The 26741-nt window shown below is 43.5% G+C and carries 27 protein-coding genes; 13 read left to right on the forward strand and 14 right to left on the reverse strand.

Going from position 1 to position 26741, the window contains the following annotated elements:
• Positions 1–579: 579 nt before the first annotated feature.
• The 5 genes from crr to cysZ form a co-directional block, all read right to left on the reverse strand.
• Positions 580–1089, reverse strand: a complete 510-nt coding sequence (crr, locus tag AB4583_RS18830) for a PTS glucose transporter subunit IIA (protein ID WP_004737851.1) — start codon at positions 1087–1089, stop codon at positions 580–582.
• A 106-nt stretch (positions 1090–1195) separates the two neighbouring features.
• Entirely contained in the window at positions 1196–2920 is a 1725-nt protein-coding gene (gene ptsI, locus AB4583_RS18835; protein ID WP_017063391.1) for a phosphoenolpyruvate-protein phosphotransferase PtsI, read from the reverse strand.
• Between the two features lie 136 nt (positions 2921–3056).
• Positions 3057–3314, reverse strand: a complete 258-nt coding sequence (locus tag AB4583_RS18840) for an HPr family phosphocarrier protein (protein ID WP_004734263.1) — start codon at positions 3312–3314, stop codon at positions 3057–3059.
• A gap of 302 nt (positions 3315–3616) precedes the next feature.
• Positions 3617–4585 (reverse strand): cysteine synthase A, encoded by a 969-nt coding sequence (gene cysK, locus AB4583_RS18845; protein ID WP_017061934.1) that lies wholly within the window; start codon positions 4583–4585, stop codon positions 3617–3619.
• A 237-nt stretch (positions 4586–4822) separates the two neighbouring features.
• On the reverse strand, positions 4823–5581 hold the full coding sequence (gene cysZ, locus AB4583_RS18850) for a sulfate transporter CysZ (protein WP_029235129.1): 759 nt from the start codon (positions 5579–5581) through the stop codon (positions 4823–4825).
• A 229-nt stretch (positions 5582–5810) separates the two neighbouring features.
• Between cysZ and zipA the strand changes: the two genes are divergently transcribed.
• From zipA to cueR, 5 genes are all read left to right on the forward strand, one after another.
• Entirely contained in the window at positions 5811–6854 is a 1044-nt protein-coding gene (gene zipA / locus AB4583_RS18855; RefSeq protein WP_017061932.1) for a cell division protein ZipA, read from the forward strand.
• 92 nt (positions 6855–6946) lie between these two features.
• Positions 6947–8959: an NAD-dependent DNA ligase LigA gene (ligA, locus tag AB4583_RS18860; RefSeq protein ID WP_372051549.1), complete on the forward strand. Its 2013-nt coding sequence runs from the start codon at positions 6947–6949 to the stop codon at positions 8957–8959.
• A 525-nt stretch (positions 8960–9484) separates the two neighbouring features.
• Complete coding sequence (locus AB4583_RS18865; RefSeq protein WP_017069000.1) at positions 9485–10585, forward strand: porin; 1101 nt, start codon at positions 9485–9487, stop codon at positions 10583–10585.
• 98 nt (positions 10586–10683) lie between these two features.
• Complete coding sequence (locus AB4583_RS18870) at positions 10684–11490, forward strand: DUF2057 family protein (RefSeq protein ID WP_017068999.1); 807 nt, start codon at positions 10684–10686, stop codon at positions 11488–11490.
• 93 nt (positions 11491–11583) lie between these two features.
• Positions 11584–11976 carry a Cu(I)-responsive transcriptional regulator gene (cueR, locus tag AB4583_RS18875; protein WP_017061928.1) on the forward strand — a complete coding sequence of 131 codons (393 nt, stop codon included), beginning with the start codon at positions 11584–11586 and terminating at the stop codon, positions 11974–11976.
• Between the two features lie 76 nt (positions 11977–12052).
• Here cueR and AB4583_RS18880 read toward each other — a convergent pair whose 3' ends face one another.
• From AB4583_RS18880 to AB4583_RS18905, 6 genes are all read right to left on the reverse strand, one after another.
• A complete protein-coding gene (locus AB4583_RS18880; protein ID WP_017061927.1) occupies positions 12053–12232 on the reverse strand; it encodes a hypothetical protein in 180 nt (59 codons plus the stop codon).
• Positions 12233–12551: 319 nt separating this feature from the next.
• Entirely contained in the window at positions 12552–13001 is a 450-nt protein-coding gene (locus AB4583_RS18885; RefSeq protein ID WP_017061926.1) for an NfeD family protein, read from the reverse strand.
• Between the two features lie 3 nt (positions 13002–13004).
• Positions 13005–13934 (reverse strand): SPFH domain-containing protein, encoded by a 930-nt coding sequence (locus tag AB4583_RS18890; RefSeq protein ID WP_017063395.1) that lies wholly within the window; start codon positions 13932–13934, stop codon positions 13005–13007.
• Between the two features lie 197 nt (positions 13935–14131).
• Positions 14132–14986, reverse strand: coding sequence for a co-chaperone YbbN (locus AB4583_RS18895; protein ID WP_017061924.1), 855 nt, complete (start codon positions 14984–14986; stop codon positions 14132–14134).
• Between the two features lie 396 nt (positions 14987–15382).
• The gene (locus AB4583_RS18900) at positions 15383–16210 is read right to left on the reverse strand and encodes an SDR family oxidoreductase (protein WP_372051546.1); all 828 of its coding nucleotides are present in this window, start codon (positions 16208–16210) and stop codon (positions 15383–15385) included.
• 43 nt (positions 16211–16253) lie between these two features.
• Positions 16254–17168, reverse strand: a complete 915-nt coding sequence (locus AB4583_RS18905; protein ID WP_372051544.1) for a TIGR01777 family oxidoreductase — start codon at positions 17166–17168, stop codon at positions 16254–16256.
• Positions 17169–17457: 289 nt separating this feature from the next.
• On the opposite strand from AB4583_RS18905, the gene AB4583_RS18910 reads away from it, so the two are divergent.
• From AB4583_RS18910 to yfcE, 5 genes are read left to right on the forward strand one after another with little or no spacing between them, the layout of a single operon-like run.
• Positions 17458–18192: a DUF1538 domain-containing protein gene (locus AB4583_RS18910; protein WP_017068997.1), complete on the forward strand. Its 735-nt coding sequence runs from the start codon at positions 17458–17460 to the stop codon at positions 18190–18192.
• Positions 18189–18983, forward strand: coding sequence for a DUF1538 domain-containing protein (locus AB4583_RS18915; protein ID WP_017066002.1), 795 nt, complete (start codon positions 18189–18191; stop codon positions 18981–18983). Before AB4583_RS18910 ends, AB4583_RS18915 begins: the two co-directional genes overlap by 4 nt.
• Positions 18973–19323 (forward strand): P-II family nitrogen regulator, encoded by a 351-nt coding sequence (locus AB4583_RS18920; protein WP_017062207.1) that lies wholly within the window; start codon positions 18973–18975, stop codon positions 19321–19323. The genes AB4583_RS18915 and AB4583_RS18920 overlap by 11 nt, the downstream gene beginning before the upstream one ends.
• Positions 19320–19727: a CBS domain-containing protein gene (locus AB4583_RS18925; RefSeq protein ID WP_017062206.1), complete on the forward strand. Its 408-nt coding sequence runs from the start codon at positions 19320–19322 to the stop codon at positions 19725–19727. The genes AB4583_RS18920 and AB4583_RS18925 overlap by 4 nt, the downstream gene beginning before the upstream one ends.
• 47 nt (positions 19728–19774) lie before the next feature.
• Positions 19775–20320, forward strand: a complete 546-nt coding sequence (gene yfcE / locus AB4583_RS18930) for a phosphodiesterase (protein WP_017068995.1) — start codon at positions 19775–19777, stop codon at positions 20318–20320.
• Between the two features lie 24 nt (positions 20321–20344).
• On the opposite strand, the gene AB4583_RS18935 is transcribed toward yfcE, so the two are convergent.
• The 3 genes from AB4583_RS18935 to AB4583_RS18945 form a co-directional block, all read right to left on the reverse strand.
• Entirely contained in the window at positions 20345–20665 is a 321-nt protein-coding gene (locus AB4583_RS18935; protein ID WP_017062204.1) for a SelT/SelW/SelH family protein, read from the reverse strand.
• 135 nt (positions 20666–20800) lie between these two features.
• Positions 20801–21316, reverse strand: a complete 516-nt coding sequence (locus AB4583_RS18940) for a regulatory protein ToxS (RefSeq protein WP_017068993.1) — start codon at positions 21314–21316, stop codon at positions 20801–20803.
• 1 nt (position 21317) lies between these two features.
• A complete protein-coding gene (locus tag AB4583_RS18945) occupies positions 21318–22229 on the reverse strand; it encodes a transcriptional regulator (protein ID WP_017063403.1) in 912 nt (303 codons plus the stop codon).
• 271 nt (positions 22230–22500) lie between these two features.
• Here AB4583_RS18945 and htpG point away from each other — a divergent pair, with 271 nt between their 5' ends.
• From htpG to hemH, 3 genes are all read left to right on the forward strand, one after another.
• On the forward strand, positions 22501–24405 hold the full coding sequence (htpG, locus tag AB4583_RS18950) for a molecular chaperone HtpG (protein WP_017062201.1): 1905 nt from the start codon (positions 22501–22503) through the stop codon (positions 24403–24405).
• Positions 24406–24794: 389 nt separating this feature from the next.
• Entirely contained in the window at positions 24795–25439 is a 645-nt protein-coding gene (adk, locus tag AB4583_RS18955) for an adenylate kinase (RefSeq protein ID WP_017062200.1), read from the forward strand.
• 277 nt (positions 25440–25716) lie between these two features.
• Positions 25717–26679, forward strand: coding sequence for a ferrochelatase (gene hemH / locus AB4583_RS18960; RefSeq protein ID WP_372118770.1), 963 nt, complete (start codon positions 25717–25719; stop codon positions 26677–26679).
• Positions 26680–26741: the final 62 nt, after the last annotated feature.

The following is a 26741-nucleotide window of genomic DNA, read 5'->3' on the forward strand; positions in this document are numbered from 1 at the left end:
GCCTACTAGGTTAATCGATTGAAAAGCCACGTTGACTATAAGTGTTGTTGAGACAAAGCGTTAACGTAAGGCTTCCACAAATTAGCTCGTGGTGAGAGATGAGCGCTAAACAAACCCAGCTTCGGCTGGGTTTTTTATTGCCTGAAATTTGGTGAAGGTGTATTTGGAAAAGTGTAGTGCGGGTAAACAGAAGCAAAAGCGAGATTCCCTATCACGTTCGTTCCTCACTGTAGGGAATGACGGGTTAATCATAAGTTGACAAGTGTAGATGCCGTCATTCCAGAACCGAGTAGAACGAGGTATCAGGAATCTGCTTTATGAGATATCAAAGTCCGGGTGCTTGTCGAAATTAACACTGCGTGGTCATCGTGTGGAAACTTCGCTTAGGATCTCGCTTAACGTGGTTTAATAACAATGTAGGGTTATGTTGGTAATTAAGAGTTGGGTATCACTGTGGGTTATTGAGGGGTTGTTTTCAGCAAGGTGAGGAGTAGTAATCAAGGAACTTGAGCTATTTAACAGGCACAAAAAACGCCACCCTTAGGTAGCGTTTTAATTAAAGCAGATAAGTAATCGAGATTACTTAGTTACTTTAAGAACTGGAGTTTCGCCAACAGTTACAGAACCAGAAAGCTTGTTCAGCTCTTTGATTTCGTCCATGTTAGAGATAACAACTGGAGTAAGCGTAGATTTCGCTTTCTCTTCTAGAAGCGCTAGGTCGAAAGTGATGATAGTGTCACCAGCTTTAACAGATTGACCTTCTTCAGCTACACGAGTGAAGCCTTCGCCTTTAAGTTCAACAGTATCGATACCGAAGTGAACGAAAAGCTCAACACCGTCGTCAGACTCGATAGAGAATGCGTGGTTAGTTTCGAAGATCTTACCGATAGTACCGTTAACTGGAGCTACCATTTTGTCGCCAGCTGGTTTGATCGCGATGCCGTCACCAACGATTTTTTCAGCGAAAACTACATCTGGCACATCTTCGATGTTTACGATTTCACCAGAAAGAGGTGCGATGATTTCGATTGCACCAGCATCAGCGCTGTCATCAGATACAAGCTTTTTCAGTTTGTCAAACAGACCCATTGTGTCATGCTCCTAACGTTTAGTTTTATTCTGTAGAATATACTATACCAATCTAACAAATTAGACGACTATTTTTAGCCGTCTAACGTTATTAAGCGATTGGCGATTACTGAGTTTTCTCAGCGATGAACTTTTCTACGCAAGCTTCAATTTCAGCAGCTGTTGGTAGAGATAGTGCTTCGTCAGCCATAGCTTTAACTTCAGCGAAGTTAGAGTTACGGATTACTTTCTTAACTTTAGGGATAGAGATACCGCTCATAGAGAACTCATCTAGACCCATACCAAGTAGAAGTAGCGTTGCACGCTCATCACCAGCAAGCTCACCACACATACCAGTCCACTTACCTTCAGCGTGTGATGCGTCGATCACTTGCTTGATTACTGTAAGGACAGCAGGAGATAGTGGGTTGTATAGGTGAGAAATCATTTCGTTACCACGGTCTACCGCAAGAGTGTATTGCGTTAGGTCGTTAGTACCGATAGAGAAGAAAGATACTTCTTTCGCTAGGTGGTGTGCGATTGCAGCAGCTGCTGGAGTCTCAACCATTACGCCGATTTCGATTTCTTCATCGAAAGCTAGGCCTTCAGCGCGAAGTTCAACTTTGTACTCTTCGATTGCTTTTTTCAGTTCACGGATCTCTTCAACAGAAATGATCATTGGGAACATGATACGTAGTTTACCGTGTGCAGATGCACGTAAGATGCCACGTAGTTGGTCACGTAGGATTTCACGACGATCCAAGCTGATACGTACTGCACGCCAGCCTAGGAACGGGTTCATCTCTTGTGGAAGGTCCATGTATGGTAGGTCTTTGTCGCCACCGATATCCATAGTACGGATAATCACTGACTCGCCTTCCATTGCTTCTGCTACTTCTTTGTAAGCAACGTATTGCTCTTCTTCAGTAGGAAGCGCGTCACGGTCCATAAATAGGAATTCAGTACGGTACAAACCAACGCCTTCACCGCCGTTACGCAGGATACCGTCACAGTCTTTTACTGTACCGATGTTGCCGCAAACTTCTACACGGTGACCGTCTAGAGTTTCAGCATGCAAATCTTTTAGTTTTGCTAGTTCAGCCGCTTCTGCTTCAAAATCTGCTTTGATTTTCTTAGCTTCTGCTAATTCAGCTTCAGAAGGGTTGATGATGATTTTGTTGTTCATCGCGTCTAGCACAAGCATGTCGCCGTTCTTAACTTGCTTAGTGATATCGTTAGTACCAACGATAGCTGGAAGCTCAAGAGAACGTGCCATGATTGAAGTATGAGATGTACGACCGCCGATGTCACAAGCGAAACCAAGAACGTAGTCTAGGTTGATTTGTGCAGTTTCAGATGGCGTTAGGTCGTAAGCTACTAGGATAACTTCTTCACTGATGTCTGATAGAGACACAATGTTGATGCCTAGAGCATTTTTAACGAAACGAGTACCGATATCGCGGATATCAGTTGCACGTTCTTTTAGGTACTCATCATCAAGAGATTCAAGCGCACAAGCTTGCTCTTCGATCACAGTGTGGATCGCGTTGTCTGCGTGCATTTTTTCTTTCTTGATGAGTGCTAAAATCTCTTCTTCTAGCTCTTCATCTTCAAGCAGCATGATGTGGCCTTCAAAGATTGCTTCTTTTTCTTCGCCAAAAGTTTCAAGTGCTTTTTGCTTAACAACTTCAAGCTGTTGAGAAGATTTGTTACGAGCGTCAAAGAAACGCTGTACTTCTGCTTCAACTTGGTCGTCAGAGATAGATTGAGTGTTTAGGACAATTTCATCTTCTTGAAGTAGTAGTGCTTTACCGAAAGCAATACCGGGAGATGCTAGGATGCCTGAAATCATAGCCTTACCTTAGTTGTTCAACTGTAAACGGGAGAGTGTGTGACTTTAAGTCGTCGACTAATGTCGCGCTTATTCCTATCTATTTCGAACAAAGCCACTTTGCTATGCAAAATGGCTTTGAAAGAAGGAGACCGTATTAGTGTAGTTGATCCATAAGAGCAACTAGGTGGTCTACTGCTTGCTGAGCTTGAGGACCTTCAGCTGAAATAGTAACGTTAGTACCTTTTACTAGGCCTAAAGTTTGTAGTTTGAACAGGCTTTTCGCGCTAGCGCTTTTGCCGTTAGAAGTCACTGTGATGTCAGCGTCGAAAGATTTTGCTTCTTTAACGAACTGTGCAGCTGGACGAGTGTGAAGACCGTTTTCTGCTGTGATTTCTACTTGCTTCTCGTACATTTTATATACCCCAATTAATTTATTTTTTGTAAGTTTGTAACCAGATTAGCTTAACTGCTTTAGCCCAAATGCGCTAGAGGCTAGTACGCCATGTTCGTGTTAGAACTTAGACTGGTTATAAATTTTTATCCAGCCATGGTCGTCTTTTGCTGAGTACTCATGACTTTCAGAATTTGTTTATTGCTTCTTTTATTTTGAAGCGAAAAATAAAACAGACCTGATATTACCAAAGGTGGGGCAGGGATCAACAAAAAAGCCCCTAAACGGGGCTTTTTTGGACGAAAAATTGATTTGACCACATATTATTGTTGGTTCTCTTTTTCCGTAAAGATGCCAGCAAATAGGGCTGTGCTTAGGTAACGCTCACCAGAGCTTGGTAGTACAGTAACGATAGTTTTTCCTGCAAATTCAGGTAGTTCGGCGATTCTGTTTGCTGCTACAACTGCCGCGCCAGATGAGATGCCTGCAAGAATACCTTCTTCTTTCATTAGGCGTTGAGCCATCTCAATCGCTTCTTCAGAAGTTACCGATTCAACACGGTCAATAATCTCTAAATCTAGGTTTCCAGGGATGAAACCTGCACCGATACCTTGAATTTTGTGTGGAGCTGGTTTGATTTCTTCACCTGCAAGTGCCTGTGCAATCACTGGAGACTCAGCCGGCTCAACCGCGACTGAAGTAATCGCTTTGCCTTTTTCACCTTTAATGTAACGACTCGTACCAGTGATAGTACCGCCCGTACCAACACCCGCTACAAACACGTCGATTTCGCCGTCTGTTGCTTCCCAAATTTCAGGACCAGTCGTCTGCTCGTGAATCTGTGGGTTAGCAGGGTTGTTGAACTGTTGAAGTAGTAGGTATTTGTCTGGGTCTGAAGCAACAATCTCTTCTGCTTTAGCAATCGCGCCGTTCATGCCTTTTGGTGCTTCAGTTAGCACAAGGTTTGCGCCAAGCGCTTTAAGCAGCTTACGACGTTCTAGGCTCATTGATTCAGGCATAGTTAGCGTTAGTTTGTAACCGCGTGCTGCTGCTACGAATGCAAGTGCAACACCTGTGTTACCACTGGTAGGTTCAACAAGCTCGATACCTGGCTTCAGAGTACCTGCTTTTTCTGCTTCCCAGATCATATTAGAACCGATACGGCACTTAACACTGAAGCTTGGGTTACGAGCTTCGATCTTAGCTAGGACGTTACCTTTGCTTACTTTGTTAAGGCGGACTAGAGGTGTGTTACCAATCGTTAGGGTGTTGTCTTCGTAGATCTTGCTCATGCGATATTCCTTCATTTAATGACAGAACTAAACGTAGTATATCAATCACTTTACCGTCTAGTGTCTTTCGATGTTTGTTCAGCTTGAATTTAGATTAAACAAGTTGAAAAAAAGGTAAAAGGATTAAAAAGTTATATCATATAGATATGTAGCAGAATTGACGCCTATCTTTATTGAAATCAGAACTTCAAAAAGATAGGCGAAACTAGGAAGTGTAGAAAGGGTTAGAGACGAGAACTATAGACGAGAACGCAGAGCTTGGTCTTTAAACTCAGCAACCCACATTGCCGTCGCGCCGCAAACGGCAACGGGCATTACGATCAGGTTTAGAATTGGAATTGTGGTGAACACAGAAACAAGCGCGCCAAAGCTGTAGCTCTTGCCTTGTTTTTGTTTCAAATTGTTTCTCATGTCATCAAATTTGATTTTATGGTTATCGAACGGGTAGTCGGCGTATTGAATCGCTAACATCCATGCTGTGAAAATGAACCATAAAAACGGAGCAACGGTTTGCCCTAGTGCTGGAATTAACAAAAGTAGGAATAAACCGATCGCTTTTGGCAGAATGTAGACAAGCTTGCGCCATTCTCTCGCTAATATACGTGGGGTATCTTTGAGGACATCAAGTAAACCATCGTCATTAACTTTTTTACCGCTCAACAACTCTTCAACTTTTTCCGCGAGTAAACCGTTGAACGGTGCGGCAATGAAGTTAGCGAGCGTGCTAAAGAAGTACGAGAATGTGGCCAAGACGGTTAACACAAGTAATGGCCATAAAATGTATGACAACCACGACAAGAAACTTGGCAATGCACCAATCCAACCTTCAATCCAAGTGTTTAGGTTGGAGAAGATATAAAACAAGGCACCACCAACGAGTAACACGTTCGCGATAAGTGGCATTAGTACAAACTTACGAATGCTCGGCGACAAAGCGATTTTTATTCCGAAAATAAAATAGCCAAAGCCGGAGCGGGGAACAGATTCAATAGTCATATTTAAATTAGGTCACATGTGAATTTGGTTAAATAGCAAACATGTCTAGTGTACTCGACCGAAATTAAGAAAAAAAGCGTGGTGAAAATCACACCATGTAAGGAACTAATTGTATTAAGTTGTTCTAAAACAGTGGCTACTTTTGATAGAGTAGTGAGATTAGCCAAATTAACCCAACTTAGTGACAGCGTGTTTATAGCTAGTTGACTAAGAAAGCTGAGAGCGAAAAATGCAGGAATTGCGATTTGTACTCATTATTGTTGGCGCATTAGCTATCGCCGCATTATTGTTCCATGGTCTATGGACGAGTAAAAAAGAAGGGAAAGCAAAGTTTGGAGATAAGCCGCTCGGTAAGCTTGATAACGACAGCTTAGATGAAGCAGAAACTATTCCAAACCGTTCATTCGCCCCAGAAGATGATTTTGAGATAATCCGAAAAGAACGTAAAGAGCCGGATTTTGCTGTTTCACCCTCTGATACTGATCCGCTGATCGACTCAGATCCGCTAACAGCGCCACAAGCGAAAGAAGCTTACGAAGATGATATCGAATTAAATGATCTTCCTTCTTTCAGCGTAGAAGACCCAATTAAGGTTGAAAGTGAACCTGAAGTGATTGAGGAAGAGAAGGACGTTGAGCCTGAAGTTCCAAGCTTTGAGTTGACTGACGAGCAAAAAGAAAACCATGCCGGCTTTAAAGTGCAGTACGGTTCGTTTGAAGAGCCTTCTGAAACAGTTGATGAGCCAGTCGTTCCAAACGAAACGCTTACTCAAAGAGAGCCCGTTGTTGCGAAAGAAGTCGTGACTCCGCAAAGTGCGACTGTTGAAGAAGCAAAACCAGATGAAGAACTTGGTTTAGAAGTGATCGTTCTTAATGTTCACTGTGCTGGAGAGATCCCATTCGTTGGGACTGAACTTTTCCGCAGCATGGAGAACAACGGTTTAACTTATGGTGAGATGTCTATTTACCACTGCTTTGCACAATCTACAGATGCACCAAAGGTTATTTTCAGCGTTGCAAACATGATGCAGCCAGGAACGCTAGAACATGATGATCCTGCTGACTTCACGACTAAAGGTATTTCGTTCTTTATGACGTTGCCTTGTTATGGTCAAGCTGATCAAAACTTCAATGTGATGCTGAGTGCGGCGCAGAAAATTGCTGACGATATGGGCGGAAACGTGTTGGATGAGTCACGCAACTTAATGACACCAAACCGTTTATCTGACTACCGCAAGCAAATCAGAGACTTTATGACGGCATCGAATGCCTAGCCGTATTGTTTAGCCTTGTAAATAATCTATATTTATAGAAAAGGGCTCCTAAGGGAGCCCTTTTTGATATTTCAATCACGATAGAGAATGATATGAAAGAATCGATTCAAGTTACCTTAGAGCAGTTAAGAGAAACTCTGCATTATCACGCCGTTCGTTATTACGTAGAAGATAGCCCTGAGATCCCTGATGTCGAGTACGATCGATTAATGCAGCAATTGCTAAAGATCGAAGAAGAGAACCCGGAACTAGTGACGGTAGATTCTCCGAGCCAACGTGTTGGTGGTCAGCCTCTCGATGGTTTCACTCAAGTGACTCATGAGATCCCAATGCTTTCTCTGGACAATGCTTTCTCTGATGAAGATTTGGATGCGTTCAATAAGCGAATGTCTGATAGAGCGCCAACCGCTAACCTCAAGACTTTCTGTTGTGAACCTAAGCTTGATGGCCTTGCCGTTAGCCTACTCTATGTGAATGGTACCTTAGTTCAGGCAGCGACACGTGGTGACGGTGCGACGGGTGAAAACATCACTGAAAACGTGCGTACTATCAGCTCTATCCCACTTAAGTTGCAAGGTGAAAGCTGGCCGCAGCGTATTGAAGTTCGTGGCGAAGTGTTTATGCCAAAAGCGGGTTTCGATAAGTTGAATGAGATGGCGTTGAAGAAAGGCGAGAAAGTCTTTGTTAACCCACGTAATGCCGCTGCAGGTAGCCTGCGTCAGCTTGATTCACGTATTACAGCGAAACGTCCATTGGCTTTCTACGCATACAGCGTCGGTGTTGTACAAGGCGCTGAGCTATCAAATAGTCACTACCAACGCTTCTTACAGCTTAAAGGTTGGGGCTTACCTATGTGCCCTGAGACTAAGCAACTGAGCTCTCTCGAAGACGTGAAAGCCTATTACCAAGATATTATGACTCGTCGTGATGCTCTGGCTTACGAGATTGATGGCGTTGTTATCAAAGTCGACGATATCGCGGCTCAAGAAGTGCTTGGTTTTGTTGCTAGAGCGCCACGTTGGGCAATTGCTTATAAGTTTCCAGCTCAAGAAGAGATTACACTGCTCAATGACGTTGAATTTCAGGTGGGCCGTACTGGTGCTATTACGCCGGTTGCTAAACTTGAACCTATCTTCGTTGGTGGCGTGACAGTCAGCAATGCCACTTTACACAATGCCGATGAGATTGCGCGTTTAGGCGTGAAGGTAGGCGACAGCGTTATTATTCGCCGTGCAGGTGATGTTATTCCGCAAATTGTGGCTGTTGTACTAGATCGTCGCCCTGAAACGGCTAGAGACATTGTTTTCCCTGATGCTTGCCCTGTATGTAGCTCTACGGTTGAGCGTGTCGAGGGGGAAGCTGTAGCGCGTTGTACTGGCGGTCTAGTGTGTCAGGCACAGCGTAAAGAAGCGCTTAAGCACTTTGTGTCGAGAAAGGCGCTAGACGTTGATGGACTGGGCGTGAAAGTTATTGAGCAGCTTGTGGACCGTGAAATGGTCGAAACACCTGCTGATTTATTTAAGCTAAGTGCTGGCGTGATTACTGTTCTTGACCGAATGGGGCCTAAATCGGCACAGAACGTCGTGAGTGCGTTGAATAAAGCTAAAGACACGACGTTAGCGCGTTTCCTCTATTCACTCGGTATTCGTGAAGTCGGTGAGGCGACAGCGATGAACTTAGCGCAACACTTTAAGACGTTGGAACTGGTTCAAGCAGCTACTCATGAACAATTAGTTGAAGTGTCAGATATTGGTGACATCGTTGCTAGCCATATCACCAGCTTCTTCTCACAAGAGAAAAACAGAGCGGTCGTCGAGCAGTTGCTAGAGCTTGGTGTTAACTGGCCTGCAATCGAAGCTGTTGCGGATGACCAAGATCTACCGTTAGAAGGTAAAGTGGTTGTGTTAACAGGCTCATTGTCGCAATTAGGTCGAAGTGAAGCTAAAGCTGCGTTACAAGCATTAGGTGCGAAAGTGACGGGTAGCGTATCGAAGAAAACGGACATCTTGTTTGCCGGTGAAGCTGCGGGTTCTAAATTAACTAAAGCACAAGATTTAGGTATCGAAATAAGAACAGAAGAAGATCTAATAGCCCTTATTTCGTAAGTAAATACAGATAAAAAAAGCTCAAAGGCACTCCTTTCAAGGGAGTGCCTTTTTTGTTTCTGATATAAAAATGAGGGCTTTTTAATTGTTGAGAATTTTGTTCCTATACGAACTCTAAAATCAGGACAGTGACGCTGCTCAACATTAATGAAATACCATTGTAGTTGTATCAAAAATGCGACTCATATCTATTTTTACAAAGTGATAATTACCTCAAGTTGTTGAATTTATTGGTATTGATTTTGTTTTGGTGAGGATTTTTCTATTTATCGATCTGGATCACTAAGTACCTATTAAATTTGCACCAACTCATATTTTTTTAGATGAAAATTAAGTTCTCATTGATCTTTTTGAGGGCGAAGTTAGTCTTAATGCCATGGATGCACATGATGTGTATAACCAGAAAGGAAATAGAGAATTCAGAGTTTAGGGTTCTCAAACAAGAAAAGGTATTTCTCTCTACGGCGGCCAACTTTAGGCGGGGAATATTCAAACAGCTATATCCATTTTTAGGAGTTTTATTCCATGGAAAACAAAATTTTCAAACGTACTCTACTAGGTGCATCCGTTGCACTTTTATCGACAGGCGTAATGGCGAAAGAAGTTGGTATCAACTCTGATTTCAACGTTGACGTATACGGTGTTGCAGCTATCTCTCTAGTTAACTACAACACAACTGACAACAACGACTCTAGTACTGGTTACGCTGTAGAGAATGAATCTCGTATCGGCTTCCGTGCTCATAAAGAGATGTTTGATGACGTATTAATCACAATGCAGATTGAATCTGGCTACGTAGATAGCACAGACTGGGGTCATGGCGGCGTTTCAGGCGGTGTGCTTGGTTTCCGTGATACGTTCGTTGGTGCTTCTGGCTCTTGGGGTAACCTGCGTGTGGGTCGTGTTCTTACTCCACTATACGAAATCGTCGACTGGCCATTCTCTAACCCTGGTCTAGGTTCTGTATTCGATTGGGGCGGCATCAACGGTCACTACGATCGTCAATCTAACCAAGTTCGTTACGATTCAGCTAAATTTGGCGGTTTCTCTTTTGCAGCTTCTGTTGGTCGTGACGATAACGACAACGGTGGTGGTGCAGCAACTCGTGACGCAAACTTTGTTGGCGCAAGTGCTAAGTACAGCTTCGAGAAAGTAACATTAATGGGTGCGGTTGAATCTGGTACTCGTGTCGTTGCCGCGTCTGGTGGTGATTGGTCTTTTGATGAAAACGGTAACCCAGAACAGGCTCCTGAAGTAGCTGGTTACGATGATGATACATTCGCATACATTGTTGGTTTCGAAGCTAGCCTACCAGCAGGTTTCGGTTTCGCTGCAGCATATAAAGGCGAAGAGCTAGATAACGGCATCCGTAAGCAAACACAAGATTCTTACTCAATTATTGGTCAATACTGGAACGGTCCAATCGGCTTTAAACTGGGTTACGCAGCGAACTTAGAATCTGAACTTAACGGTAAGAAAGAAGCTAACTCAGATAGCAACACTATCTCTGGTCAGCTAATGGCTGTTCACAACGGTTTCGTACCTTACCTACGTGTTGCGGGTCGTACTGTTGGCGACGCTGATACAGATATCGTAACTCGCGTTGGTCTTGAGTACGGTTTCTAAGCTAAAGTTATCAGCTTAAAAATAGTTAAATAAAATCAAAACGCTGGTAAATTATTTTGCCAGCGTTTTTCCATAGTGAACATAAGGAATTAGTCATAATGAATAAAGTTAGTGTAGTTGTATTATCATTATTTTTGGGAGCTTGTAGTTCACTCGATTCAAAAAGTAATTTTGCAGATTCAGTGGCGGATGTGCAGCCCAAAGGTGGTTACATTAAAGTAACCGGTCAATCTTACGTAGCAGAAAATAGAGCAAATGTAGGCGCAGACATTCTCAAGTCGTCGCTTTACTTTACATACAATAAAGAAGTAACACCAAATACTGCCCCAGAATCTTCAATTACTATGGACGTGAGTTACTTCCAAAGTTACAAAGAGTACGAAACGGTTAGTTTTTTTGGTAAAACGATAGAATTAGAAGATAGACAAGTACCAAGAGAAAGCTGCAGCGAGCACTGTACTAAGACTCAATATATTAAGTTTCCATTAAGTGACGCTGATATTCAGCAAGCAAGACAAAAGAATTTAGAATTTACGCTTGAAGGCCAAAACTCAGTCATGAGCACGACTTTTATCGTACCAAAGGCGTATATCGACACAATTTATAACGGTGCAAATAATCATACAGCTATCGCGGTTGCTCCAGTCGCGGCTGTTCCAGTAGCAGCAGTAGTTGCTGAAGAGCCAAAAGCATCACAAGCACAAGAGATGGTGAATTACTGGTATGGTGAAGCAACCAAAGAAGAGCAATCTGCAGTAACAGATTGGGCATTCAAGAACCGTAAGAACGCTAACCCAGCATTACTAGAAGGCTCAAAAGAGATCGAAATGGTTTCATACTGGTTCAATAAGCTAGACAGTGAAGAAAAATCTCAAACTATGATTTGGTTGTTAGAACAAGAGTAAGTTTCTAACGTTACACCCTAGCTATGTTTTTCAGCCGCAGTATTGTATAACAGCAGTACTGCGGTTTTTCATTTTAGGCTTACAGGTAAGATTGTGAATATTGGTGAAGTAGCGAAGCGTGTTGGTACAACAGCGAAATCCATTCGTTTTTACGAAAGTAAAGGCATGATGAGCCCACCGCACCGATCAGAAAATGGTTACAGGCAATATGGCGAGATTCATATCGAACAGTTAGAGTTCGTTTTGAGAGCTAAAATGGTTGGTTTCACTCTCGATGAGTGTAAGTCACTGGTTGAGTTGGCAATGAATCCCAACAGACAAAGCTACGAAGTAAAGAAGAAGGCTACTCAGAAGTTAGATGAAATAGAGTTGAAGCTTGCGGAGTTAAACAAGATGAAGGTGCAGCTACAATCTTGGGTACATGACTGCCCTGGAGATACTTCAACGGAATGTCCTATCTTGAATAATCTATCTGGCCGCAGTTAGGTTATTCCAGTTCTAAATAATCGTCAGGCAGCAATTTCATTACTAGCCTGACTTTAATCACCTATCACAGTACCTATCACAGCACCTTTCCGCCGTAATGTTTACAGATCAACAGTGGTACATGAGTGACTGCGTTACCATCTGAACACTTAACGATAGGCCCCATGTTTCCGTTACCAGGAGACTGACTGCTCGCTAGAGCGCTTCCAAATGACAAGCTGAAAATAGCCGTTAGAATTATTAAAAAATGTCTCATACAAACTCCATTAGGTTTATCTCTAATTGAGATAATTGAAAGTATGGACAAGGAAAAGAAAATTTCAAAAATTGGACGGACTTAACATTTTTAATGATTATAAATAAGCGAGAGTAAGGTTAACTATTCATATATATATTGGGTAAGAAATCTGGCTTTCTTATACCTTTTTAGCTCAATCAAACTTTTTAGCTTTACGAAATAAGAACTTATTTTTTTTTCAATTCAATCTATCGCAATGATAATTCGAATATTATTAAGGTTCAAAAATAGAAAAAGCCTGCATTTATTGAAAATGCAGGCTTCATATAGCTCTTGTTTATAAAGGTTCTATTATTAGAACGATTCCGTCTAAAGCGACAATCTTAATTTCGGTTCCAGATGGAATATCTTGACTGGCCTTTGCTGACCAAGAAGAGTCACCGAACTTAATTCGACAGCTACCTTTCTTTACGTCTTCACTTAAAATAACGGTTTGACCTACCAATTGCTTTTCTCTTTGGTTTAACTCTCGCCCTGCATCCGATTGCTTGTCATTCGAGAGTTGTCTTCTCCACCACAACCAAGTGGTAATAAGAGAGAAGCTAGCAAAGGACAGCCATTGCATCTGCCAACCAATTGGTAATGCTCCTAATAGGGCACCGACCAGCATGGCAGATATGCCTATCCATAAAAAGTAACCAGCGGTTCCAATTAGCTCAAGCGCAAGCAGTGCTAGACCAAATGCTAACCAATGCCAGTGGTTTACTTGTTCTAGTAATTCGACCATAAGTTAGTCCTTACTACCTTTGTCATTCTTATGTGCAAACATCTCCGCGATACCCGCTACAGAACCCATAAGGCCAGTTGCTTCGAGTGGTAGCATGATGATCTTGCCGTTTTCAGCTTGGCCTATAGATTTCAATGCGTCGGTGTAACCTTGTGCAATGAAGTAATTGACCGCTTGCATGTCACCTTGAGCAATTGCCGTTGATACCATTTCTGTCGCTTTAGCTTCTGCTTCTGCGGCACGCTCACGGGCTTCTGCTTGCAATATTGCCGCTTGCTTCTCACCTTCTGCTTTCAGGATCTCTGATTGCTTGTGGCCTTCTGCTTTCAAGATCTCAGCTTGTCGTACACCTTCTGCTTCTAAGATATCAGCACGTTTATTACGCTCGGCTTTCATCTGGGCATTCATCGCAGCAGTAAGGTCTGCTGGTGGCTGTACGTCTTTAATTTCGATACGGGTGACTTTTACGCCCCAAGGGTTTGTCGCTTCATCAACGATGTTCAGTAGCTTGGTATTGATCATGTCACGCTGACTCAGCATCTCATCCAGTTCCATCGAGCCAAGCACAGTACGGATATTGGTGAGGGTTAAGTTACGGATCGCATGTTCAAGGTCATTCACTTCATAAGCTGCCTTAGGCGCGTCGATAACTTGAACAAAACAAACCGCATCGATAACCACATTTGCATTATCTTTGGAGATGACTTCTTGTGCTGGGATGTCGAGAACACGCTCCATCATGCTGATGCGCTGTCCAACTTTATCAATAAATGGAATGATTAAGTTAAGACCCGGTTTAAGGGTGTGTGTGTATCGCCCGAAGCGTTCAACGGTCCAGTTGTTGCCTTGTGGAACGGTTTTTACGCCAGCGAAGATAAATAACAGTGCGACGGCAGTAAAGACGCCGATAGTAATCAAGGTATCAATAGGCATACAAAATCCTTTGCAAGTTTGAGTTTTTGATAGTTCAGTATTGATACTGGCTCATATTTAAATTCTGAGCAAATTTATAAACGAGAAATGGGCCATAAATCATTGATTTTATGGCCCATTTTACATTCTATTATGCGATAAACTAATTGATTGAATTGTCAATTTTCGATGTTTAATCTACGGCTTTTTAGGTTTAACTAGTAAAGCAGAGAGTACAGTTGTCGACGGTACTTACTGGCAACTGGGTTACCTTGTCCAAGCGCACTCAAGATGTCCATGAACTCTTTCTTCATGTCACCATCGAGAGCATTAAGATCTTTGGCTAGGAAAGACCATAATAGATCCATAGCTTCTTCACTGCGGTTCACTTGGTGATATTGCAATGCTAATTCAGATGCTGTTTTAGCGTCGCTCGGATTTTGCTGAAGAGCGGCTTCTAATGCTTGTATTTCAGGGCTGTCTGCTGCTTGTTTATGAAGTTCAAGCTTTGCAACTAAGCCTTTGTAGTAGTTGTCTTGGTACTCAAGAGGGATAGTTGCTAGCTGAGTTTCAGCAAGGTCAAATTGTTGTGTTTCTAACAAACACTCTGCGATCGCCAGTTTTACTTCACCTTTATTCGTCAGCTCTGCTGGAAGTTGCTGCATTGCTGCTAGTGCCTGTGTGTGCTCGCCAGCTTGCATTTGCTCAAGAGCCTGACGCAAAGCAAGTTCATCTTGGCTAGGAAGGTGTTTGCTGAGCATATCGACAATAGCTTCTATGCTTTGAGGGCCACCGAGCCCATCGACTGGCTGACCATTAACAAACAGTGCAATAGTGGGCAGTGCTTGAACACCAAACTGGCTAGCAATAGCTTGCTCTTGTTCGCAATTGAGCAGGGCTAAGGTGAAGGCACCGTTGTATTGCTGAGTTAAAGTTTGCAGTTCAGGAATGACTTGGGCGCTCTCTTGGCTCATTGGTGCCCAAAAATGGATGAGTACAGGGGTCTGCATCGAACCTTCTAATACTTGACGAAAGTTCTGCTCATTAAGTTCAACAATATGCGGAGATTGCATTTACGTTCCTTGAGGTTTGTTTTGTGGATACGTTGCAAATATGGGGGGATTAGTCGGTAACTTCAAGATCTAACTCGGTTATCTCGGATAAAAAGAACCAAAAATAGGAAAACGCTATGCTTCGATGTTGATATAATTGTTATCTCAACATGGAAGGCATAGCGTTATCATCGAGGTAGTCAGTGAGGCGTTGCGTGAGATACTCAAAACAGAATAAACAACGTAATCGCCAGACCCACACCTACCCAATTAAGGCGGTTTAAAGTCATGAGATTTCCAGAGTAGAACCATCAATTGGGAATAACTGATGGGATAGGATAATCATGACATCTTATTGTTACGGAAAAATTACATCGTTACATTAAAGTTTGCGACTCTGCATTCAAAGTTAGTAATTTATGCAGCTTTTCTCAAAATAGGGTCTAGCAAGCGACTCGGTAGAATCCTTTTCAATACCGCGAACACTTTAGTCGGGGTCGTAACTCGGTATCTTAGCTTGGGTTTGTCGGCGGTGAGAGCATGGAATACCGGCTCAATACAACTTTCTGGAAGCAGGACAAAAGCGTTATTCGATGATTCTTTTTCGAGTCGATCTTTTTGTTGTTGGTAAGCGTCTTGGTGGGCGCTGCCAGAAATGTTGATCCATTTATTGAACGCTTTCAAGGCATTGGTTCTAAATTGAGTCTCAATTGGCCCTGGTTGCAGTAATGAGATCTGTATACCGCTGCCATGCAGTTCTAATCGTAAGGTATCTGTCCAACCCTCAATCGCGAATTTAGAAGCATTATAAGCACCACGATACTTCATGGCTGCAAAACCTAATACGGAACTGTTTTGTACGATTCGACCTTCGCCACGCTCGCGCATGTGCGGAAGGATCTGACAGACGAGATGATGCCAACCAAAGAAGTTGGTTTCGAATTGTTCTCTGAGTCCTTGGGTCGGTAAGTCTTCTAGTGCCCCTGCTTGACCGTAAGCACCGTTATTGAATAATCCATACAATCCATTAGGTGCGAGATCAATAGCAAGCTTGGCGCCATGCTCAATACTTTCTTGGTTGGAAAGATCTAATTGAATACAGGTGAGGCCTTCATCTTGAAGGCGTTGAACATCTTGTGGATCACGACAAGATGCAATGACATGAAAACCACGCTTTTGAAGTGCATGAGCACATGTATAGCCAATACCTGTTGAGCAACCGGTAATCAGAATCGACTTGTTCACACTTAATCCTTTATTAGAGTCTCTATCGCTCTAGGGTAAAGAATTAGTCTTGATGTTGTAACAAGTTTTTTAGTGCTGGCTCGATTCTTGAGTAACTAAAGATGAATCCCATCTCAGTGAGTTTCTTCGGCTTGGAGCGAATGCTGTCAAATAGCAAACAAGATGATTCCCCCATGAGAATCGACATTGCCCATTTCGGCGTGAATAAGAAATGCGGTCGGCCTAATTGTTTCGCTAACGTGCTGCTGAACAGTTTGTTGGTCACAGGGTGAGGGGCACACATATTGAATTCCCCTTGAGCGTGAGGGATAGACAACAAGTGATTGATGGCTCTCACCATATCGAGAATGTGAATCCATGGCATGTACTGCTCACCTGAACCTATTGGACCACCGACGCCGAGTTTATAAGGCAATAGCATCTTCTTGAGTGCGCCGCCATTCTCGCCAAGTACAACCCCTGTTCGCAGTAGTATCACGCGTGTGCTTTCTGATTGTGCTCGCTTGGCTATCTCTTCCCAGTGGGCACAGACTTTATGAGGAAAGCTTTCATCTTCTACTTGCAGTGACTCGTCAAACGGGTGCTGCTGTTGATCGCCATAGTAGCCGACGGCTGAACCGCTAATAAAAGCGTGTGGCGGGTTGCTACTGGCATGAATTAGTTCGACCAGCTTTTCAGTGATGTGCCAGCGACTGTTACAGATCCTCTCTTTTTGCTCTGTACTCCAACGCTTATCGGCAATCGGTTCACCCGCGAGGTTGACCACCACATCAAAGTCATTGAGATCACTGAGCTCATCAAGGGATCGAATGTAATGAAGGTTGTTCTGGTTGAGGTGATTTAGGTTTTGCTTGGCATTTTCAGGACTCCGCGTCAGCAATGTCACGTCGTCAGTGTTCCAACTCTTGACCAATTCAGAGCCAATAAATCCAGTACCACCCGTTAACAATATCTTCATACCAATCTCCCTATTAAACATAATTATAGACATGGCTTGTTTTTAGTCGCCAATCAATACGAAAAAATCACTATAACGATCATAAGGTTTCAATCGTGTGATGCCCAAATTACGCCTTTTTCAATTTACAAAGGAGTGAAATTAAATTCATCAAGTCAGGATGTGTACCGTTATCACACTTATGCACTTTACTTGGATATGTTACCAACTGCGTAATATTTGTCACATAAGCAATGATAAGGATTTGCCATGATTATTATTAATTCATAACCAGCGACAAGGAATTGCGATGACGGCGGTGCTTGCTTTGTTTCGATCCATGTTAGGTAGCCTGAGGGATCTATTGCCAATCGTGGCGGTAATCGCTTTCTTCCAGCTTGCTGTCTTACAAGAGCCACTTCCTCATCTTTTATCTATTCTGACTGGCTTAGTGCTCGTCGTTTTTGGACTCACTTTCTTTATCTTTGGCCTTGAAATGGGGTTGTTTCCAATTGGCGAATCGATGGCTCAAGCATTTGCCAGAAAGGGGAGTGTGTTCTGGTTATTGATCTTCGCTTTTTGTTTGGGTTTTGGTACCACCATAGCCGAGCCAGCGTTAACCGCAGTCGCTGCCGAAGCCGCAGAAGTGGCAGCTGAGGGAGGTGTAATCCCCAATACGTTAGATGAAATGGAGCAGTATGCCAATGGCCTGCGCTTTACTGTGGCACTGTCAGTCGGTATCGCTATTTTACTCGGTGTGCTGAGAATCTTAAAAGGTTGGCCAATCCAGTACATGATCATCGGTGGATATATTGGAGTGGTCGTGCTCACTGCATTTGCTCCGGAAAGCATCATTGGAATTGCGTATGACTCTGGTGGAGTAACGACATCGACGATCACCGTCCCATTAGTAACTGCGTTAGGGGTGGGTTTAGCCTCGGCAATTAAAGGGCGTAATCCGATGATAGATGGTTTTGGGTTGATCGCGTTTGCTTCGTTGCTGCCGATGATGTTTGTCATGGTGTACGGGATGGTGGTGACATGATCAGTGTTCAACAATTTATCGACACCTTTCTCGGCACTGTGATGGATGTGATCCCGATTGCGATCATCATCTTCGGTTTTCAGTTGGCGGTATTACGAAAGCCAGTCAATAACCTAGCCAAAGTGCTGATCGGTTTCTTCTACGTCATTCTTGGCTTATCACTCTTTTTGATGGGATTGGAGCTCGCGTTATTCCCTCTAGGGGAGACGATGGCAATGCAACTCACCGAGCCAAGCTTTTTGACTGAGTTTAAGATCAGTTCTGGTCTTGCTTTGGTTTGGTTTGATTATTACTGGGTTTACCTGTTTGCGTTTTGTATTGGTTTCAGCACCACGATAGCCGAGCCTTCTTTGATAGCTGTAGCGATTAAGGCGAACCAAGTTTCCGGTGGCAGTATCAGCGTCAATGGGCTGAGGATCGCCGTGGCATTGGGCGTTGCTATCGGTATCTCTCTGGGCAGCTACCGTATCGTTGCGGGTGACCCGATCCATTACTACATCATTTTTGGTTATGTCGTCGTGGTCATTCAAACCTTTTACGCCCCAAAACTCATTATCCCATTAGCCTACGATTCGGGTGGCGTCACTACATCAACGGTGACAGTCCCTTTAGTGACGGCACTCGGGCTTGGACTTGCTTCAACCGTACCAGGAAGAAATCCTGTCATTGATGGCTTTGGATTGATCGCCTTTGCCAGCTTATTTCCCATCATTTCAGTGATGGGCTATGCCCAAATAACACAATGGTTAAACCGTTTACACACCTCTAAGGAGAGCAAAGATGCGCTTTAAACTTATCTTAGCGTTTGTAGAAGAGAGCAAGACCGACACTGTGCTCGATGCCGCGCGTGATGCGGGCGCGACTGGAGCAACGGTGATTAACAACGCCAGAGGGCAAGGCTTAAACCAAAAAACCACCTTCTTTGGCCTAACGCTAGAGGTACAAAAAGATGTGTTGCTGTTTGTGGTTGAGGAACACTTAGCGAGGCATATTCTTGAAACTATTGGCGAAGTCGGTGAGTTTGACCAGGAGTCAGGACAAGGTATAGCGGTGCAGATCGATATCGAAGACGCAGTCGGGGTTGCGCATCAAGTCGAGACGTTAACAAAGGTTGTGGAGGATGAGCTATGAGTACCAGTGAAAAGATCCGAGTAGGCGATGTCATGGCCAATACGTATGTGATTATCGATGGGCTAACCACGGTGTTAGAAGCGATAGAGATGGCTAAAAAGCACAAAGTGAAGGCAATCATTGTCGATAAACGCCACGAAGATGACGAATACGGTATCGTATTGATGAATGACATTGCCAAGAAAGTACTGGCTAAGAACCGATCTCCAAAGCGAACCAATGTTTATGAGATCATGACCAAGCCAGCGCTAAGCGTGTCTGCTGAGATGAACGTAAAGTATTGCGCTCGCTTGTTTGAACGCTTTGGTATCAGTCGTGCGCCAGTAGTTCGTGATAACAAGATAGTCGGTATGGTTAGTTACAATAATATCGTGATCAACGGTATGGCGAGAGATGACGTGTAGCATTTAGATACGTACAATAGGCTCATAAATTTTATGGAGAAGTACGTGTGAAATTATTTTTTGCTTCAGACCTACACGGTTCGCTGCCAGCAACAGAAAAGGTATTAGAACTCTACCAAGCGTCTGGTGCGCAATATTTAGTTCTATTGGGTGACATTCTGAATCATGGACCAAGAAACCCGATCCCAGAAGGGTATAACCCGCCGGCGGTTGCAGATAAGTTGAATGCGTTTTCTCAAGAGATCATTGCTGTTCGTGGTAACTGCGATAGCGAAGTGGATCAGATGTTGTTGTCTTTTCCAATGATGATGGATTACTCGTGGGTGCTATTAGAATCAGGCCAGCGTATCTTCCTAACGCATGGCCATTTGTACAACACCAATAAACGCCCTGCGTTGAAGGCGGGCGATATCATTGCACACGGTCATACCCATATTCCTGTCGCCGAATACCAAGATGACATCTTTATCTTTAACCCTAGCTCGGTGACATTCCCACGAGAGGGACACGCGGCAAGCTATGGCATCTATGAAAACAATACCTTCAAAGTCATTAGCCTTGAAGGTGATGTTCTCGTGAGTGGTCAGCTTTAAATCATTGGATCGGCTGTGAAAGGCTTATTTTGAGTCCACGTGGCCGAGATCTCTGTCTGGAGCAATGATGTTTCGTACTCTTTGCTTCAGAACTTTCGCCTCTGGAAAACCGTCATCTGCTTTTCTTTCCCAAATCTGCACACCATTACAAAAGATTTCGAACCTGCCTCCTGTGTCTGGGTGTAAGCTCACTTGTTCAATTTCTTCGCTGAAGGTATGCAGTAGCTCTTGGCATAACCAACTAGAGCGAAGCATCCAATTGCATTGACGGCAATAGTGTATCGCGATTGTGGCTTTTGTTGCTGTCTCTTTCGCTGGCGCCAGATTAGGTTGTTCCGTTTTCATGGTTAATCCTTAAAATGCTACATCCGTAATTTGATACCAACGGCTAACAAAAAAGGGGCTTCATGCCCCTTTTTTCTATTGGTTTACCGTTTCATGGTATTCAGCTATTCATAAACAGTAAATAGCGATCCAATCTTAGTTTGAAAACAATACGGTAGAACCATGATTTAAGCTAGTCAGTAGCAGTGCCTTCGGGTTAACAATATCTATGCGGCGGCTTTGCTCTGCGTCCATCTTAATGACTTGAGTGATCAGCTCTAGCTGTTCTTCTGAAAAGTCTTGGCGCTCAGCCGAGGTCACATCTTTAAACTCCGTTGGCGAAATCAGTAAGTAGTTATCGTTAATATCCCACTGACCCGTTTCAGAGATGTTGATGACATTCGCAGGTGCAGTTTGAGTGCTGTACAGTCTAACCACTGACATTCTTAAATATGTACCATTTGGTAGGTATTTCGCATTCGATGATAGTTCAACTCTACGAAGTGGGCCTATTGAGTCAGCTTGCTTGTTATCGCTAATCAGCGTCACCATTCTCGACTGCCATTCATGCTGAGTGAGCAAGCGCTCTACTTTTGCATTGCTGCTCCAATATAGCCAACCACTCAAAAATGCCGATAGAACCAGTAAGATAATCGATACTTTTAATTTCATGTTACTTACCACCGTTACAAATGTCGTTTACATCCGACTGGTTTGCGTAAATTCTTAGGGTTACATTTTCGCTCGAGTAATCTTGCGGGTGAATGTAATTGAGGGCAAGGTTATTGGTTTGTCCTCCTGTAGCGATCACTTCAGCCGGCTTTAACACACCAGTGTGACTCGTGTTGTAACTTAATACACACTTTTCTATTGCTGGCAGCCAACTGCTGAGGTCTGGGTGGTTAACCGGTGATTGAACCTTTACACCATCCACTTCAGTCAAAACCGTGAACTCGGACTCCACCGGGGTAGTAAACGTTAAAACGAGAATCGGCATGATGAAAGCGGCAAGCAGTAACCAAAATGTTAACCATTTATTGGTGCTTTTAGCCGGAGCTACAACAGGAGCGGTTGCTGGTTCTACTGCCACTTTAGTTTGTTGAACTTTTGTAATTGGCTCAGGTTCAAATGTGTCAGTGATTGCTTGTTCAGTCGCTGCAGGCGTTGCAAACGTTAGGATAGGTTCAACGTCATTTTCTGCAATTTCAGCGGCTACTGGCTGATCATTTGATGACAGTGGCGCAGAGCGCTCAACGGTCGCAATAAATTGGTAACCGCGCTTCGGTACTGTCTTTACGAATTCAGGAGATTTAGTCGAGTCTTTGAGCATCTTTCTCAGAGTCGATACGGCTTGCGTTAAGCTTGAGTCATCCACCTCAAAGCCTTGGTCTCGCCAAACATACTCATGCAATTCATTACGAGTGATAACTTCATTAGGCCTTTCTGACAGCATCAAGAGAATGCGGCTTTCATTGCTACCAAGACGTACGACTTCACCGTCGCTCATTTGATCGACAAGTGAATTGCTGTTTGGGTCGAATACGAACCGTTGTGCGAGAATAAACTTTGTGCCGATATTACTCATTGAATTCTTCTATTTTGGATTGTTTTGGGGGGCGAAATAGACAAATCTCAGGTGAAGTTCCGTTAATTCTTCACCAAATCATGGCTTATTTTATGTTCTTTTATATTTATCAGGCTCAAGGATAATAAAAACAGATAAAAAAAACAGTGTTTTTATGATTTTTGACCTTGAATTTACATTTGTCATCCTCATGTTAATGAACAGAAGAGTGGCATCAAGTGTTACGCCCCTATGATTATTCAACATAAAGTATAGATGTTTTGGAGTAAAAATGAGCGAAACGGCAACGCAAAATAAAGAGACTCGTGGCTTTCAATCTGAAGTAAAACAACTACTTCATCTAATGATTCACTCACTGTATTCAAATAAAGAAATCTTTCTACGTGAGCTGATCTCTAACGCATCTGACGCGGCTGATAAGCTTCGTTTTCAAGCTCTATCGAACGGTGACCTTTACCAAGGTGATGCAGATCTAGGTGTAAAACTTTCTTTCAACGCGGAAGCAAACACGTTAACCATTTCTGATAACGGTATCGGTATGAGCCGCGACAACGTTATTGAGCATTTAGGTACGATTGCTAAGTCAGGCACTGCAGATTTTTTCTCAAAGCTGTCTGAAGACCAAAGCAAAGACTCTCAACTGATTGGTCAATTTGGTGTGGGTTTCTATTCTGCATTCATCGTCGCAGACGCGGTAACGGTTCGCACACGTGCAGCTGGCCTGCCGAACAATGAAGCTGTTCAGTGGCACTCTGCAGGTGAAGGCGATTACACAATCGAAGACATCACTAAAGAGTCTCGTGGTACTGACATCGTTCTGCACATGCGTGAAGACGGTAAAGAGTTCTTAAATGAGTGGCGTCTGCGTGAAGTGATTGGTAAATATTCTGACCACATCGGCATTCCTGTTTCTATCTTCACAGCAGTGAAAGATGACGAAGGTAAAGACACCGAAGAGAAACATTGGGAACAGATCAACAAGGCGCAAGCACTTTGGACTCGTAACAAGTCTGATATCGAGAAAGAAGAGTACCAAGAGTTTTACAAACACGTATCTCACGACTTTGCTGATCCACTAACCTGGAGCCACAACAAGGTTGAAGGTAAGAACGATTACACAAGCCTGCTTTACATCCCAGCGAAAGCACCTTGGGACATGATGAACCGTGACCACAAGAGTGGCTTGAAACTTTACGTGCAGCGTGTATTCATCATGGATGACGCAGAGCAGTTCATGCCATCTTACATGCGTTTCGTTCGTGGCTTGATTGACTCAAACGATCTGCCATTGAACGTGTCTCGTGAAATCCTGCAAGACAACAAGGTAACTCAGTCTCTTCGTGGCGCATGTACCAAGCGTGTACTGACTATGCTTGAGCGCATGGCGAAGAATGACAATGATAAGTACCTAGAGTTTTGGAAAGAGTTCGGCCTAGTATTGAAAGAAGGCCCGGCTGAAGATATGGCGAACAAAGAGAAGATCGCTGGTCTACTTCGTTTCTCGTCAACGGAAGTGGATTCTGCTGAACAAACCATCAGCCTAGAATCTTACGTTGAGCGCATGAAAGAAGGCCAAGATAAGATTTACTACCTGACAGCAGATAGCTACGCTGCCGCTAAGAACAGCCCACACTTGGAGCAGTTCAAAGCTAAAGGTATTGAAGTGGTTCTAATGTACGATCGTATTGATGAGTACGTAATGAACTACCTGACTGACTTCGACGGTAAACAGTTCCAATCGATCACTAAAGCAGGCTTAGACCTAAGCAAGTTTGAAGGTGAAGAAGAGAAAGAGAAGCAAAAAGAGACAGAAGAAGAGTTCAAATCTGTTGTAGAGCGCACTCAATCTTACCTAGGTGGTCGTGTTAAAGAAGTTCGTACGACCTTCAAGCTAGCAACAACACCTGCGGTTGTTGTGACTGACGACTTCGAAATGGGCACGCAAATGGCGAAGCTTCTTGAAGCTGCGGGTCAAGCGGCACCGGAAGTGAAGTACATCTTCGAGATTAACCCTGAGCACGCACTGGTTAAACAGATGGCTGACGAAGCAGACGAGCAAGCGTTTGGTCGTTGGGTTGAGTTGCTACTTGGTCAAGCGATGCTGGCTGAAAAGGGCTCAATGGAAGATCCGTCACAATTCTTGGGTGCAATCAACGAGCTACTAACAAAGCGTTAGTCTTTCGACTTTAGGTTAAGCCAACAATTACAATAAAAAGCTCGCAAATGCGGGCTTTTTTTTATGAACGTCGTTGAAAATTGACCTTACGTGGTCAACGTCACCGTTATCGTCAAAACAAATGTTGTCGATGCATTCTTTAGTCGTAAATTCAGCCAAATTGAATATTAATGTGATAGAATGCTCGACCTAATCAGCTGGGGCTAAGAAGCAACTATCTCCAGTTGTATGATTTTTAAACGTTATACCGAAACTTACCGTTTTGCTTCTGTTCACAGTTTTGCTTAGCCTCAATGGTTACTTAACGCTTTCTGTTCATCCTAAAAATGAGCAAGAATGGAGGGATAGTGAGCTTCGGTATAAATCATAATTTTATAAGAGGATTAAACATGCGCATCATTCTTCTAGGTGCTCCTGGCGCGGGTAAAGGTACTCAAGCTAACTTCATCATGAACAAATTTGGTATCCCTCAAATTTCAACTGGTGACATGCTACGTGCTGCTATCAAAGCGGGTACTGAGCTTGGTAAGCAAGCAAAATCAGTAATCGACGCTGGTCAGCTAGTTTCTGATGAAATTATCCTTGGTCTTATCAAAGAGCGTATCGCTCAAGATGACTGTGAGAAAGGTTTCCTACTAGACGGTTTCCCACGCACAATCCCACAAGCTGATGGCCTAAAAGAAATGGGCATCGCTGTTGATTACGTTGTTGAATTTGACGTAGCTGACGATGTGATTGTTGAGCGTATGGCTGGTCGTCGTGCTCACCTTCCTTCTGGTCGTACATACCACACTGTGTACAATCCGCCTAAAGAAGAAGGTAAAGATGACGTAACGGGTGAAGACCTAGTGGTACGTGATGACGACAAAGAAGAAACAGTTCGTGCACGTCTAGGCGTATACCACGATCAAACAGCTCCGCTAATCTCTTACTACGGTAAAGAAGCTGAAGCAGGTAACACTCAGTACCTTAAGTTTGATGGTACTAAGCAAGTTGCTGAAGTTAGTGCAGAACTTGAGAAAGCACTAGCATAATTGGCTAACAGCCAGTTTTAGAATTTGATATATTGGAAGCGACCTTAAGGGTCGCTTTTTTTGTTTCAATTTTTAGTACGATACCAATCTATATAACTTGATTGCACATGATTCAGAACGGTTCAGACCCGACGGCAGTGGCTAGCAATTGAGAGTGGATGTTGTGTATCTCATATGAAGAATGATTATTCAGACTTTCATTGAGGCGCAATGATCTTAAACTTATGCAGATTAGTATATTACTTTCCAGAAAATCACATATTGGTCTCAGGTATCTATGGAAAATAATAAAAAGCAGGGCGTTTTACTGGTGAACTTAGGAACGCCAGATGCGGCGACCCCCGCTGGCGTTCGTCGATTTTTGAGTGAATTCTTACACGACAAGCGAGTTGTAAACCTAACGCGTTGGCTTTGGTGTCCTATATTACATGGCGTGATTTTACCGATTCGCTCGCCTAAAGTTGCTAAGCTGTATCAGTCTGTCTGGATGGATGAGGGCTCACCACTGCTTGTGTACTCTCAAAGACAAGCTGAAAAGCTCCAGAAAAAACTAGAGATGCCTGTTGCACTGGGTATGACCTATGGCAACCCAAGCCTAAAGACTGGTGTTGAGCAACTGATGGAGCAGGGCGTTGAGGACATCATCGTACTGCCTCTGTATCCGCAGTACTCTGGCACAACCACAGCGGCGGTTTCTGATGGTTTGACCAAAGCCTTTAAGCAGATGCCAGTTATCCCGAGCTATCGCTTTATTCGCGACTACTACGCGCACCCAAGCTATGCAAAAGCATTGGCTGAAAGCGTCCGCAGTCATTGGGATAAAAATGGCAGAGCCGATCATTTAGTGTGTTCTTTCCACGGTATTCCGAAGCGACTGGCTGATGAAGGCGATATCTACCCTCAGCATTGTGAAGCGACAATAAAGCTGCTTGCGGCAGAGTTAGGTTTGTTAGCGGACGATATCACCATGACATACCAATCGCGATTTGGTCGAGAAGAGTGGTTGAAGCCATACACTGACGAGACACTTGAGTCACTGCCGAGTAAAGGCATCAAGAAGATCGACATCATGGCACCTGCCTTTTCGGTTGACTGTTTGGAAACGTTGGAAGAGATTTCAGACCAGTGTAAAGAGACGTTCATTGACGCTGGTGGTTCGGACTTTAGCTACATTATGTGTCTGAACGACAGAGACTCACACATCGACATGATGGCTGAACTAGTGGCGCTTCATCGCTAACTGATATGGCGATTGAATAGATAACAAAAGGGCTGCTCATTGAGCCTGTCTCTTATACACAA

The sequence above is a fragment of the Vibrio sp. 10N.222.49.C12 genome (genome assembly GCF_041475025.1).
GTDB lineage: Bacteria > Pseudomonadota > Gammaproteobacteria > Enterobacterales > Vibrionaceae > Vibrio > Vibrio crassostreae_C.